A 13980-nucleotide genomic window follows, 5' to 3' on the forward strand; every position below is an offset into this window, starting at 1 on the left:
CAATTAAATAAATGTATGCAAAAAAAGCATACAACCTTCTTTCATCCAGACTGTACTGTCGGCTTCGGAATCTAACCGAATCTGCCTTTCGGCTCGTGGGCTATACCACCGGTAGGGAATTGCACCCTGCCCTGAAGGTTCAAGATATCTTATGTAATTTTATATCATTATAACATTATGTTAAATAAAATGCAAACTTTTTATTTCTTTACTTTATAATCTTTAATAATAAATGGCCAATTTTTAGTTTTTTCCTAAAAATTGGCCATTTATTACTCATCTACTTTTAAAGCTCTCATAGAGTTTAAAATAGCTATAACAGAAACTCCTACATCAGCAAATACTGCTTCCCACATACTGGCTACACCAAAAGCTCCCAATACTAATACTATGCATTTAACTCCTAAAGCAAATATTATATTTTGTGTAACTATTTTTTTAGTCTTTTTAGATATTTTAATTCCTGTAGATATTCTCTTAGGTTCATCAGTCATTATAACTATATCTGAAGCTTCTATAGCTGCATCTGAACCTAATCCTCCCATAGCAATTCCTACATCTGCTCTAGCTAGTACTGGAGCATCATTTACTCCATCTCCAACAAATGCAACTTTTCCTTTTTTCTTTTTTTCTCTCATGATTTTTTCCAATATATTTACCTTGTCTTGAGGAAGAAGTTCTCCATATACTCTATCTACTCCTAATTCCTTGCCTACTCCTTCTGCAACTATGTTATTATCTCCTGAAAGCATAATGGTCTCTTTAATCCCCATTTTTTTCAATTCAGATATAGTATCTTTTGAATCCTCCTTTATTTCATCAGATATAATTATATTTCCTATATACTCATTATTTTTAGCTACATATACAATAGTTCCAAAGCTTTTCTTTTCTCTAATAGGAATGCCTTCATCTTTAAATAACCTTTCATTACCTACTGTTATTCCATCTCCATTTACTTCTACCTTTACTCCTTTTCCTGATATTTCTTTATAATTTTTTATATTATTATTGTCTATTTCTTTTCCATAGGCTTTAAGTATAGATTTGCCTATTGGATGATTTGAAAAAACTTCTCCAAAAGCTGCATATTCTAATATTTCATCAGACGTAAAACCTTCTAAAGGTTCTATTTCTGTTACTTGAAAAATTCCTTTTGTTAAAGTACCTGTTTTATCCATAACTATAGTATCTACCTGATTTAATGCTTCTAGATAATTTCCACCCTTTATAAGTATTCCAGTTTTTGAAGCCCCACCAATTCCACCAAAGAAACCTAAGGGTATTGAAATAACCAATGCACAAGGACAAGATATTACCAAAAATACTAAAGCCCTATATATCCATTCACTTAAATTTAAATTAAATAAAAGAGGTGGAATGAACGCTATCAATAAAGCACCTACTACTACTACGGGAGTATAATATCTAGCAAATACTGTTATGAAATTTTCAGTTGAAGCTTTTTTGCTAGAAGCATTTTCAACTAAATCCAATATCTTTGATACTGTTGATTCTCCAAATTCTTTTGAAACTTCAACAGTTAATAATCCTTCATTATTTACAAAACCACTTAATACAGTATCACCTTCTTCTATAGTTCTAGGAACTGTTTCACCAGTTATATTAGAAGTATCTACATTAGATTTTCCATCTACAACAATACCATCTAGAGGAATTTTTTCTCCTGGTTTTATAACTATATAATCTCCTATTTTTACCTCAGAAGGTTCTACTTTTTTTATTTTTTCTCCCTCTTTAATATTTGCATAATCAGGTCTTATATCTAATAATGATTTTATAGATTTCCTAGAGTGTCCTACTGCTATGTCTTGAAATAACTCACCTAATTGATAAAAAAGCATTACAGCTACACCTTCAGGATATTCTCCTATAGCAAAAGCGCCTATAGTGGCTATTGCCATTAAAAAATTCTCATCAAATACTTGACCTTTAGATATATTCCTTAACGCTTTTAGTAGTATTTCTCCTCCAACAACTATATAACTTATAAAGAAGAAAATAAATCTAGAACTTCCTTCGAATTTTAATATTATAGGTATTAAAAATAAAATAGCAGATATTATTAGTTTTGCTATTTGACTATTTTCTACATTCCCATGATCATGATCATGGTCGGAAGTATTAGTAGAAGAATCTTTTTCATAAACTTTTACATCTGGTTCAATTTCATTTACAATAGATTTTACTTCATTAGATATTTTATCTAAATCATTATTTGAATCTATCTGAACCCTTAACTTTTTAGATACAAAATCCATTGCTGCATTGTCTACACCAATTATATTCTTTGTTTGTTTTTCAATTTTATCTGCACAATTTGCACAGTTTAATCCCTCTAATATAAACTCCTTTTTAATCACTAGATTCATCCCCTTTATCAATCATTAAACATATGAGCAATTGTTCATATGTTTAAGTATATTATATCCCCTAAATATTTAGTTGTCAATACTAATTAAAAAATAAATCCCTAGCTTTTAACTAAGGATTTATTAAACTATTTTTATATATTAAATTCTCCTATATAGCTGTAGCTTGTCCCATTTACTTCTACATCTTCACAATTTATTAGGTTCCATTTACCAGTTACTCCAATAGCAGTAGCCATATTTTCAAAATAATACATAATGATACCTGCATCTATGAAACTAACTTTATCTTCTTCTTTCATTAAAATTAAAATTATTTTACTGTCCTTAAGTATGAATCTCCATGGTTGGTTATTAAAACTTGATGGAGCAAATCTTACATAGAAAAATAAATCGCTTAATCCTCTATTTTCTAACTCTTCTGCAGATATATTTTTTCCTATCTCATCCTTATATACAATATCTTCTATAGATAATCTACAGCTATCCGGTTCTTGAATAAAAGGATTCTTAGGTGTTGGATACCCAATAGCTAAAATATAATTTACATCTCCATCTAAATTATTGCACAATTCTTTTTTTATTTGTCCATCTACATTCTCTATACTTATCCAACAAGTTCCTAGACTATATTCTGTTGCCTTAGTTATAAGTTTTTCCATAGCATAAGCACCCTTTATTATACTGTCTCTAGAACTATCTAAAGTTTCTAATGCAATATAATGTGGACTTTTAATCATTACTCCTGAATAACCACCTTTTCCTTCAAGAGTTTTATATACTTTGTCTCCATTTTTAAGTAATAGAAATCTAAAATTTTCATCTCCTATTTCCTTTTCTATTTCTTTTCCATAGTCTATAACCTTTTCCAATATATCCTTGGATACCTCTTTATTTTTATACTCTCTTGTAGATTTTCTATCTCTTAGAAAATTGCTCATAAGCATTTCAAATCACCCTTTCCTATAATTTCTATTTTAAATATAAAATTTTTAAACCCTTTAAATATAATTAAATTAATTCTAAGAAAACTAGGATTTTTTCAATATGTATTAATAGTTTAAAATGCACAAATAAAGCCGGAACAATACCTACTATTATTCCTCCTACTACATCTGTAGGATAATGTACTCCTAAATACATCCTAGAAATCCCAATTATAAATGCCAATACTATTACTGGAATAATTAAATATGAATAGTTCAAAGCAAAAATAGTAGCCATTGAAAATCCAGCAGTCGTGTGTCCAGATGGAAAAGAATAATCCTTAAGATTTAAACCAAATGTATTTATATTCTGAAGAACTTTGTACGGTCTTTCTCTGCCTAAGGATCTTTTCAATATCTGAACAATTATCTGGCTTATGGATATAGATATAGCAGCCTCTACCGCTACAAATCTTAATTTACCATTTCCAAATAAAATTAAAATAATTAAAAGTATTGTATTAAATATCCCACTACCTAGGTCTGTAGCCATATACATGAATTTATCTAGGAAGCTAGATTTAATAGTGCTATTGAACCAATTTAATATTTTTCTATCAAAAGAATTAGTTTTCCTATGTCTTTTCATATTATCACCTAATACAGTCTTAGTTAAATATATTATTACAGACTATTGTTACCCATTTTTTATCTTTCCTCACTTAAATCTTTAGCATAATCCACTAAAATTGTTACATTTGAATAAAGTTCCTGCAAACTGCTATTTATTGTTCTAATTGTTTTTTCTTGTAAGTTTGTGATTTTTCTCATTTCTTCCATAACTTCATTTTGAGTATTTGATGTGTCTTTTATTCCTTCCAATATTTTTTCTATCTTATTTATAGAATCTGAACTGCTAATAGCTAATTTTCTTATTTCTTCTGCTACAACTTCAAAACCTTTTCCTTCTTTGCCAACTCTTGCTGCTTCTATTGAAGCATTTAATCCTAACAAATTAGTTTGCTTAGATATTTTTTGTATTATATTAATTATATTATCAGTTTCATCAATATTTCCCATAAGCTCATTCGTTATACCATTTACCTTATTTGTCACCTCTAATAAATTATAAGCAGAATCTTCAATAGTTTGGGATGTATTAGTTAATTCTTCTAATCCTTCAGAAAGATTTTCTGCCAATTTTAATAATTGCTCCTGTTTATCAATAGTTAAAACAAAAGATACAGCTCCTACAATTTCCCCATTTTCCCTAACAGGTACTCCACAAGCTATGTATGGAAATCCTCTTACTTCTTTAGGTACCTTTCTTATAACTCTTCTCCCATTCTTAATACATTCTCCTACTACAGAGCCTTCATAAATAACTTCTCCTTCTACAGCCAGCTGAGGTATTTCATCTCCTTTTATAAAGTCAATGTACTTTTCTCTATCTGTAATAGTAACTGCTACATCATTTATAGTTAGATCATTAATATAAGGTGCTACCATTTGAAAAGCTTCCAAAATTTTAGCCATATTTCTCCCCCTCAATTAGATTGTATATTTCCAAGTATAGAATTCGACATAAAAAGAGCTAATCCTTTTTTAAAAATCTTTATACTATTCATTACATATTTTACAACATTTTTTTCTGCAGCCTTTTCTACTCTTGTTTTCTTTACAATAATGTTTAGGTGAACCACATTTTGGACATATATCATCTTCATGTTCTAAATCTTCTACTCTTTCTTGCCAACTATTACCACATTTTTCACATACAAGCTTGCAAATATGTTGAGTATAATTGCCACCAGTTATTCTTATAGCTTTTCCATTTATTAAACTATCTGCAACTTTCTTTTTGGCTTCATTGTAAATTCTTTGGAAGGTTTGCCTAGATATTTCCATACTATTTGCACATTCTTCTTGTTCAAGGCCCTCTAAATCTCTAAGTCTTATAGCTTCTAATTCTTCTATTTTTAGAGTATTTTCATTTAAATTCTTCTCTGTTTTAGAAGGAACAAAATATCTATATTCAGGTAATTTTTCAACTCGTCTCCATTTTATAGGCCTAGCCATAATACCACTCCTTAACAAATACTTATAGGACTATTATATTTAATTATAAATTTTTTTCAATTAGAAAACAGGAAACATAATGCCCTTTTGTAATTTCCATAAGCTCTGGTTCTTCTTTCTTACACTTTCCATAGCTATATGGACATCTTGTGTGAAATGAACAACCTGTAGGAATATTTATAGGGCTAGGTACTTCTCCTTTAAGTATTAGTTTTTCTTCATTAAACTTTTTTTCCTCTAAATTCGGAAAGGCTGATATTAATGCTTTTGTATATGGATGGGTAGGACTTTTAAATATTTCTTTATTAGAACCAATTTCAACTATTTTACCTAGATACATAACTCCTACCCTATTAGATATATGTCTTACTACATTAAGACTATGGGCTATAAATAAATATGTAAGACTATATTCGTTTTGAAATTTTACTAAAAGATTCAATATTTGAGACTGAATAGATACATCTAATGAGGAAACAGGTTCATCACAAATTATAAATTTAGGTCTAGTAGCTAAAGCTCTTGCTATTATTAACCTTTGTTTTTGACCTCCACTAAATTCATTAGGAAGTTTCCTCTTAGATGATTTAGGAAGTCCTACCATGTCCAATAATCTATCAACTTCTTCATTAAGTTCATATCTAGGAACTATTTTGTGAAGGATTAACGGTTCAACAAGTATATCATAAGCAAACATTTTAGGGTCTAGTACTGAAGAAGAATTCTGAAAAACTATCTGTAAATCTTTTCTTAGTTTCCTAAACTTTTTCCTATTATATTTTAATATATTATCCCCATTTAATAAAACCTCTCCATCTGTAGGATTTAATAATCTTAAAATTAACTTACCAGTAGTACTTTTGCCACAACCACTTTCTCCCACAAGTCCAAATGTTTCCCCTTCATATATATCAAAAGATATTCCATCAACTGCCCTTATCATCTCTTTACTTTGAGACATATTAAAATACTTTTTTAAATTCTTAACACTAATTAGAGGCATTTCCATAGTTTTTTTCTACCTCCTCTGAATAAAGTAAACATCTAACTAAATGATCTTTCTTTATTTCCACTAATTTAGGCATATAATTATCACATATTTCAACTTTCTTCTCACATCTTTCATGAAAAGGACATAGTTCGAATCTACTATTTAAATCTGGAATATATCCTTTAATACTATAGAGCACATCCTTTTTTTCTTCAATTTTAGGAATACATTTCATAAGACCAATTGTATAAGGATGAAGAACTTCTTTTGTAATTTCATTTATAGGTAAACTTTCTAATACTTTTCCTCCATACATTACTATTACTCTATCTGCTATTTGATTTACTATTCCTAAATCGTGAGTAATTAAGAGTATAGACATATTGTATTTTTGTTTTAGCTCCTCTACAAGAGACAATATTTCTGCTTGAGTTGTCACATCTAAAGCTGTTGTTGCTTCATCAAGTATTAACAAATCTGGCTTACATATCAATGCCATGGCAATCATAACTTTTTGTATCATCCCTCCACTTAGCTCATATGGGTAGGAATTGTATCTCTTTTCTGGATCGGGTATATTTACAATTTTTAACATCTCTATAGCATTTTTTCTTGCTTCCTTTCTTTTCATTTTTTTGTGAATCATTAAACATTCCATTAATTGGTATCCAATTTTAAGTCTTGGATTTAGACTATTCATAGGTTCTTGATATACTATGGAAATTTTATTTCCTCTAATTTTAGTAAGTTCTTTCTCACTCTTTTGAAGTAAGTCTTCTCCTTTAAAAAGAATCATTCCAGATTTAATCTTTCCATATGGTTTAGGTATAATTCCCATAATTGAATAGGCTGTTACACTTTTTCCGCTCCCTGATTCTCCTATGATAGATACTATTTCCCCCATATTTATACTAAAACTTACTCCATCTACCGCGTGAACAACTTTATCATCAATGTAGAAATAAGTTTTTAAATCTTTTATATCAAGAATTTTCTCCATTATATCACCATCCCAATATATGTAAAATAGAATCTAATATAAATTGAGTTTGAATTTCTAATTTATCTCTATCTATCTCATCTAAATTATCTTGTTTAGTTCCATAATATTCATCATAATAAGTATCAGAATCTATACCACTAAGGACTATACCTGATGAACCAAAATGATTTAGTCTAAGGGAACTTAAAATTGCTTTAGACACTTGCTCTTGCTCCAATGAAATATCTAGCTTTTTAGCCTTTTTCCTCATATAATAAATATTATCCATATGTTCTTTGTACTGAGTTGTAATCATAGTAGTATCTATATAGAGATTATCTTCTTTCTCTAGTCCTAAAAAATTCACATATATGAAAAATCCATCATCCTTAATATAATCACTAAATCCAAATACTTCTGCTCCTCTGCTATAGTATTCAGAAGAATCTAAAAAAGCAAAAATTATATTCCTATCTGGGGTTTTCTCTATTTCTGATAAACTTTTAGCTATACTTAATATTGTACTTATACTAGTTCCATTTTTATACAGCCCCTCATACTTCATCTCTTTTTCAAATCCCAAATAATCATAATCTGTTACTATAACTAATGGTTTCTCATCTGTTTTTCCCTTGATCATAGCCCCAATATTTTTTCCTATTAGCTCTTCTCCAATTTCCACATCATTCTCTATACTTAATTCATTACCTGAATAATTTGATAGTTCTTTAACTATTTCCTTTTTAGCTTCAATTATAAATGGATTATTATGTTTTCCCTCAATATTATATAATTGAACCCAATCTTTATCCTCTGCTTTATCATCATCATCTATATTTATTATAATACCTTCTACAGAAGGGTTTTTCCCAATTTGATGACATAAGTTTATAGAATCCTCATAAAATTCATTTGTATCTACAATAATAAAATATTTTTTCCCATCATCAAAGTTTTCTTCTTTATAATCATCTAATAATATTATCTTTCCTTCCATTCTTTTTATAGGAGAAATATGAGCATCCTCTTTATTTTCAAAGAAAATCTGGTTAATAAAGAAATCTTTTCTAAGACTATATTTTTTCAACTCCTTAGCTTCTTTGGAAATAATTATTTGGGAATTCTTTAGTATAGGAATAGGTCTTTTGGTCTTAAATTTCTCTATATATTTATCATCATAAATAGGATCTAAACCTATTTTTTTTAACTCTTTAACTATATAGTTGCAAGCTTCATCTCTTCCCTTAGTTGAAACCAATCTTCCCTCGTATTTGTCTTTTGATAACTCTTCAATAGGATTAAAAGATACCACTGCTTTAACTTTATATCCAAGATCTAATTTAGGTACAACTATAATAGAAATAATAACCATGATTACTATACTTTTTGCAAATACTTTTTTTCTGTATTTTTTGAAATTTATGATCTCATAAATATAAGTAGTAGGCAATAAATTATATAAAAATCTTTTTATATTGTGTAGTACAAGAGAACCTCTTTTATCCACTTCATATTGAATACCTTCACCTAATAAGTTGAATCCACTAATAGTTATAAAAAACATCAAAGCTGGATAAAGGACTATCCAAGGCCTTCCAGAAGATATTGCATATCTAGAAGAAGAAAGCATACCTCCCCATTCTGGATGATAATTAGGTTTATATGCAAGTCCTCTCAACTTCTGAAATAAGTCATATTCATCTACTCCCACATATATTCCAAATAACCCTAAGGTAGCTAAATTGATTAATACATTACTAATTTCAAGAAAGAATGCAACTACAAGCATAGTTATAAGATGTGGTAACACGTTTTGAAAAGCAATTAAGATATTATTTTTTCCTATAGCTATTTCTCCTTCTATGAAATCTTCATTTAAAATACTTTCTATCCTTATTTTTATACTTTCTGAAAGCCTTCCCCAGCCAACAATAGCTAATACTACTGAAAAAGCAATAATAGATTCCCTAAGTTCTAACTGTTTCAATCCCTCTGTATTTAATACTATATAGCTCATTACTACTACTGGAATAGCACTAAAGGTAGATGAAAAAAAATCTATTAATTTAGTACTTAATATTCCTCCAAATCCTGAAAAAAAAGCTAACGGAATTGCAATTAAGAATCTTAATAGAGTTGTCAACAAAGCAACAGTTAAGGTAATTTTAGTTCCAGCTACTATACGACTATATATATCTCTACCTAAAATATCCGTTCCAAAAATATTTTCATTATCAGGAGGCAAGTTTTCCTCTCCTAATGCATATGGATCAGACCTCATTAAATCATCTTCAAATATTACTATCAATAATAAAGAGATTACAATAATAAACCCTAGTATTAGAGGTAAGTTAATTTTTTTCATCTAATTCCTCCCATTCTTAATTTGCTTCTCTTTATTGGATCTATAAAAAAGGCAAGAAACTTTATAATTAATTTTAAAGCAAAATATGTAATAGAAAGAAATAATGCTGCCCCTATAGCTACTGATTTTTCCCCTATAGAATATTTAAACAACATAACATAAGCCAAACCTGGATAATAAAAAAGATATTCTACTACAACTAAATTAGCAATTAAAGTTGAAAGTATGTAAGAAAATGAACCTATTATCTTTGGCAATGCCTGTTTAAGTACATGAATATACAATACTCTCCTACGTGAAGCCCCTTTTCCGATGGCAGTCCTTATATATTCCTTTGAGTATATATCATCTATAGTTAATGATGTAACCCTTGCAATATACATAGTAGGAAATAAAGACAATGTAATAGTTGGAAGTATTATATGTTTAAAACTCCTGTAACCTCCTACTGGCAAAGCTTCTATTCCCTTCCTATATAACCAAACCATAAAAGATTGAAGTAATACTCCTATAAATATTTCTGGAAATGAAAGACCAATAACTGTAGTCATAAGTTTTATAGTAGATCTTCTCTCTCTATCTTTTCTACTGTCTAGTATTCCTTTTAAGATACCTAATACCAAAGAAATAGCTAAAGATAAAAATATAAGAATTAAAGACTTAGGTATAATAGGTTTCATATAATTCCAAATGGTTTCACCTCTTACTGTAGTACCTAAACCTCCATCAAATATTGATTTGTAACAATGTTTGATAATATGTAAAAAATCCCTCTTATCCATAGTCATATAAAGCTTTCCACCATTATAATCATAAAACAACCAATCCTCAGGAATAATTATAACTAATATTAAAAAATTCAGAAAAATAAAAATATAAATTATCTTAGAAATAACTTTTAATATAATATCCTTCAATAAAGAACCTCCTTTCTTTTTATTATATATAGCTTCTAACTATTTCTATATTCTCTTTTAAAAACCCTCTTTAAATATATATTTATGTACAGATTTTAAAATAACAATTTTTTTATCAGCATATGATATGATATTATTAAAAACATATAGGTGATAAAATGAATTTTAATAAACAACAATTAAGAGCTATTAGGCATAAAAATGGTCCTGCTCTAGTACTAGCTGTACCCGGTGCTGGAAAGACCACAGTTTTAATTCATAGAACTTATAATTTAATAAAAAAATATAATATAAATTCTTTAAAAATACTTTCAATAACTTTCAGTAAATCTTCTGCTAAGGATATGAAAAATAGATTTAATAATATATTTACTGAGCTTCACAATATACCTGTGAAATTTTCCACTATACATAGTTTTTCATATACTATTTTAAGAGAATATGCCTACAAGAATAATATAAAATATAATTTAATAGAAAGTCCTAAGCATCCACAGTATAAAAATAAATTATTAAAAGAAATATATCTAGATATAAATAGAGAATATATTACTGAAGAGAAATTGGAAGGTCTTATAAATATTATTGGATATGTTAAAAATATGATGTTTGATATAAATGATTTTGTACAAAATAATAAAGTTGATATAAGAAATTTAAAAGAAATATATAACGCCTATGAAAAGTATAAAACAAAAAACTTTCTTATAGATTTTGATGACATGCTTACATATACATTAAATATATTAAATAAAGATAAGTATTTACTTACTAAGTGTAGGAATAAATATGACTATATTCAAGTTGATGAAGGACAAGATACTTCTAAAATACAAATGGAAATAATTAAAACTCTAGCTTTCCCTAAAAATAACCTGTTCATAGTTGCCGATGATGATCAGTCTATATATGGGTTTAGGGGGGCTTGTCCTGATGATATGCTAAATTTTCAAAAAATATATCCTAATGCCAAAATATTTTATATGGAAGAAAATTTCCGTTCTTCTAACAATATAGTTAATGTCTGCAATAATTTTATAAAACAAAACACATTAAGGTATAATAAAGAATTATTTACTAAAAATAGGAATATAAGACCTATTCAAATTGTGAGAACTGAAACTATAATAGATGAATATGAATATTTAGTAAGAACTTTTAAAAAGTATGGAGATTTATCTAATACAGCTATATTGTATAGAAACAATATTTCATCTTTAGGCCTTATTGAATATTTAGAAAGAAATAGTATTCCTTTTTATATTAGAGATATGAAAATAAGTTTGTTTAATCATTGGATAGTAAAGGATATATTAGCTTTTCTCAATGTAGCCTATGATGATACAAATATTTTTGAATTTGAAAAAATATACTATAAAACTAAAGGATACATATATAAAAAATATATTAATTGGATAAAAACCCTTAGCTATAATATTTCTGTATTTGATAGGCTACTTCAATATCCAGGTTTGAGAGAAGATTACAAAGAAAGAATTAATGAGTTAAAAATCGACTTTAAAAGATTATCTAAATTAAAACCTTATGAAGCTATTTCTTTTATTGAAAAAGATTTAAAATATGAAAAATATCTTAAAGAAAATTCTATAAAATTTGGCTATACTTATGACTCTTTAAAAACTATTTTATTTGATCTAAAATTAATAGCCAAAAATACTTCCAATATTGAAAAATTTTTAGAACGTCTTAAATATTTAGATTATATATCTTATAAATCGAAAAATAAGAAAAATGGAGTTACTTTATCCACAATCCATTCAGCAAAGGGACTTGAATTTAAAAAAGTATATATGATAGACCTTATAGATGGAGATTTCCCTACTTCCAATAGTATTGAAACTTTTGAAAATGGACAAGTTAATTTATTAGAAGAGGAAAGAAGACTTTTCTACGTTGGTATGACTAGAGCTAAAGAAGTTTTAGACTTAATCACTACAGAATATAAAAACGAAAAAAAAGTAGATGATTCTAGATTCTTAATGGAATTAGAAAGTATATTTAATAATAAATAAACTATATGCAAAAACCCTTGAAAGCTAATTGTTTTCAAGGGTTAAAAAATGAATCTATTCAGTTAGTTGCTCTTTTAAACTTAGTTTTGCTTCAATCCAAGCAATAATATCTTTGTGAACATCCTCTTTATTTAATTCGTTTAAGAGTTCATGTCTAGCATTTGGATAAAATTTATAATCTATATCTACTATTCCTGCATTTTTATAGCTATTATAGGCCTGTAAAACTCCTTTTGTATTGTTGCCAACTGGATCCATATCTCCAGATATAAATAAAATTGGCAAGTCCTTAGGTATATTATTTATATTCTCTTTTTTATTTAACTTTTTAAGCCCTGATAACATATCATAAAAGAAACCGCAGGTAAATATATCTCCACAATAAGGATCTTCAATATATTTATCAACTTCAGATTCGTCTCTAGTCAGCCAATCAAATTCAGTCTTAACAGGCTCAAATTTTTTATTGAAATTTCCAAAGGATAATTTATTAAGCTTTGAACTTTTAGCTCTACTTCCATTTTTTCTTATCTCTCCCTTTGCAATTCTAATTCCAATACTTCCCGCAATACCTGGATCTCCACCAGTACCACTTAATATAACTCCTTTTAATTCATCTCCATAAAGTTGGATATACCTTCTTGTTAAAAAAGAACCCATACTATGGCTAAATATAAAAATAGGTATATCCTCATAATCATTTTTTATTATTCTTGTAAGAGTGTACATATCATCAACTACTTTATCCCACCCATTTTCATCAGCAAAATACCCTATGTTTTCAAGTTCTTCTGCAGTTTTTCCATGCCCTCTATGATCATTTCCATAAACTACAAATCCTTGCTCCACTAAAACTTTAGCAAATTCATCATATCTTTTTATATGCTCTGCCATACCATGGGAAATTTGAATACAAGCCCTTATATCCCTTTTATCATTAGGAATCCATTTTTTATAAAAGATTTCCATATCATCTGAGGATTTGAATTTTAGATTTTCAACTTTCATTTTCTTTCCTCCTTCTTATTTACTAATACCATTTTACTATATTTAAACTTTTAGCTCAATTTTTACATTATTTTTTTGTAATAGGGAAATACTATATTTGGATAAAATATTTCTAAGGAGGGATTTATAATGGCAAAGAATAAAAACAGAAAAAATTTATCTAAGAAAGAGAACAATAGCAATAACAACAATAACAACAATAATAACAAAAACAATAATAATAACAAAAACAAAAAAGATAATAAGAGAGAAGAAGGATAGCCAAAAAACTACAGCTATACCCTTT

12 protein-coding genes and 1 riboswitch are annotated in these 13980 nt (G+C 27.9%); of the genes, 2 read left to right on the plus strand and 10 right to left on the minus strand.

What is annotated here, in order from left to right:
• Positions 1-29 precede the first annotated feature (29 nt).
• A riboswitch (FMN riboswitch) is annotated at positions 30-143 on the minus strand.
• Positions 144-272: 129 nt separating this feature from the next.
• The 9 genes from NSA23_RS03825 to NSA23_RS03865 all read right to left on the minus strand — a co-directional run bounded on the left by NSA23_RS03825 (position 273) and on the right by NSA23_RS03865 (position 10653).
• Positions 273-2384 (minus strand): heavy metal translocating P-type ATPase, encoded by a 2112-nt coding sequence (locus tag NSA23_RS03825; protein WP_476726957.1) that lies wholly within the window; start codon positions 2382-2384, stop codon positions 273-275.
• Between the two features lie 143 nt (positions 2385-2527).
• Complete coding sequence (locus NSA23_RS03830) at positions 2528-3340, minus strand: nitroreductase family protein (RefSeq protein ID WP_042680045.1); 813 nt, start codon at positions 3338-3340, stop codon at positions 2528-2530.
• A gap of 64 nt (positions 3341-3404) precedes the next feature.
• Entirely contained in the window at positions 3405-3968 is a 564-nt protein-coding gene (locus NSA23_RS03835; RefSeq protein WP_042680043.1) for a phosphatase PAP2 family protein, read from the minus strand.
• A gap of 59 nt (positions 3969-4027) precedes the next feature.
• On the minus strand, positions 4028-4855 hold the full coding sequence (locus tag NSA23_RS03840; RefSeq protein WP_257490207.1) for a methyl-accepting chemotaxis protein: 828 nt from the start codon (positions 4853-4855) through the stop codon (positions 4028-4030).
• Between the two features lie 84 nt (positions 4856-4939).
• Entirely contained in the window at positions 4940-5398 is a 459-nt protein-coding gene (locus NSA23_RS03845) for a DUF134 domain-containing protein (RefSeq protein ID WP_042680040.1), read from the minus strand.
• A 43-nt stretch (positions 5399-5441) separates the two neighbouring features.
• Entirely contained in the window at positions 5442-6407 is a 966-nt protein-coding gene (locus tag NSA23_RS03850; RefSeq protein WP_257490208.1) for an ABC transporter ATP-binding protein, read from the minus strand.
• Positions 6388-7389 carry an ABC transporter ATP-binding protein gene (locus NSA23_RS03855; RefSeq protein ID WP_257490209.1) on the minus strand — a complete coding sequence of 334 codons (1002 nt, stop codon included), beginning with the start codon at positions 7387-7389 and terminating at the stop codon, positions 6388-6390. The genes NSA23_RS03850 and NSA23_RS03855 overlap by 20 nt, the downstream gene beginning before the upstream one ends.
• 4 nt (positions 7390-7393) lie before the next feature.
• Positions 7394-9736 carry a M28 family peptidase gene (locus NSA23_RS03860; RefSeq protein ID WP_257490210.1) on the minus strand — a complete coding sequence of 781 codons (2343 nt, stop codon included), beginning with the start codon at positions 9734-9736 and terminating at the stop codon, positions 7394-7396.
• Positions 9733-10653 carry an ABC transporter permease subunit gene (locus tag NSA23_RS03865; protein WP_257490211.1) on the minus strand — a complete coding sequence of 307 codons (921 nt, stop codon included), beginning with the start codon at positions 10651-10653 and terminating at the stop codon, positions 9733-9735. Before NSA23_RS03865 ends, NSA23_RS03860 begins: the two co-directional genes overlap by 4 nt.
• Positions 10654-10811: 158 nt before the next feature.
• Between NSA23_RS03865 and NSA23_RS03870 the strand changes: the two genes are divergently transcribed.
• Positions 10812-12686 carry an ATP-dependent helicase gene (locus NSA23_RS03870; protein WP_257490212.1) on the plus strand — a complete coding sequence of 625 codons (1875 nt, stop codon included), beginning with the start codon at positions 10812-10814 and terminating at the stop codon, positions 12684-12686.
• Between the two features lie 54 nt (positions 12687-12740).
• Here the strand turns inward: NSA23_RS03870 and NSA23_RS03875 are convergent, their stop codons facing one another.
• Positions 12741-13694 carry an alpha/beta hydrolase gene (locus tag NSA23_RS03875; protein WP_257490213.1) on the minus strand — a complete coding sequence of 318 codons (954 nt, stop codon included), beginning with the start codon at positions 13692-13694 and terminating at the stop codon, positions 12741-12743.
• A gap of 129 nt (positions 13695-13823) precedes the next feature.
• On the opposite strand from NSA23_RS03875, the gene NSA23_RS03880 reads away from it, so the two are divergent.
• Complete coding sequence (locus tag NSA23_RS03880) at positions 13824-13955, plus strand: hypothetical protein (protein WP_257490214.1); 132 nt, start codon at positions 13824-13826, stop codon at positions 13953-13955.
• Positions 13956-13980: the final 25 nt, after the last annotated feature.

The organism is Anaerosalibacter massiliensis (assembly GCF_024623155.1).
Classification (GTDB): Bacteria; Bacillota; Clostridia; order Tissierellales; family Sporanaerobacteraceae; genus Anaerosalibacter; species Anaerosalibacter massiliensis.

Bases quoted from the DNA above. Each gene is read 5' to 3' on its own strand.
- NSA23_RS03835 (WP_042680043.1), bottom strand. From the start codon at position 3,968: ATGAAAAGACATAGGAAAACTAATTCTTTTGATAGAAAAATATTAAAT.
- NSA23_RS03850 (WP_257490208.1), bottom strand. From the start codon at position 6,407: ATGGAAATGCCTCTAATTAGTGTTAAGAATTTAAAAAAGTATTTTAAT.
- NSA23_RS03830 (WP_042680045.1), bottom strand. From the start codon at position 3,340: ATGCTTATGAGCAATTTTCTAAGAGATAGAAAATCTACAAGAGAGTAT.
- NSA23_RS03880 (WP_257490214.1), top strand. From the start codon at position 13,824: ATGGCAAAGAATAAAAACAGAAAAAATTTATCTAAGAAAGAGAACAAT.
- NSA23_RS03860 (WP_257490210.1), bottom strand. From the start codon at position 9,736: ATGAAAAAAATTAACTTACCTCTAATACTAGGGTTTATTATTGTAATC.
- NSA23_RS03855 (WP_257490209.1), bottom strand. From the start codon at position 7,389: ATGGAGAAAATTCTTGATATAAAAGATTTAAAAACTTATTTCTACATT.
- NSA23_RS03840 (WP_257490207.1), bottom strand. From the start codon at position 4,855: ATGGCTAAAATTTTGGAAGCTTTTCAAATGGTAGCACCTTATATTAAT.
- NSA23_RS03875 (WP_257490213.1), bottom strand. From the start codon at position 13,694: ATGAAAGTTGAAAATCTAAAATTCAAATCCTCAGATGATATGGAAATC.
- NSA23_RS03845 (WP_042680040.1), bottom strand. From the start codon at position 5,398: ATGGCTAGGCCTATAAAATGGAGACGAGTTGAAAAATTACCTGAATAT.
- NSA23_RS03870 (WP_257490212.1), top strand. From the start codon at position 10,812: ATGAATTTTAATAAACAACAATTAAGAGCTATTAGGCATAAAAATGGT.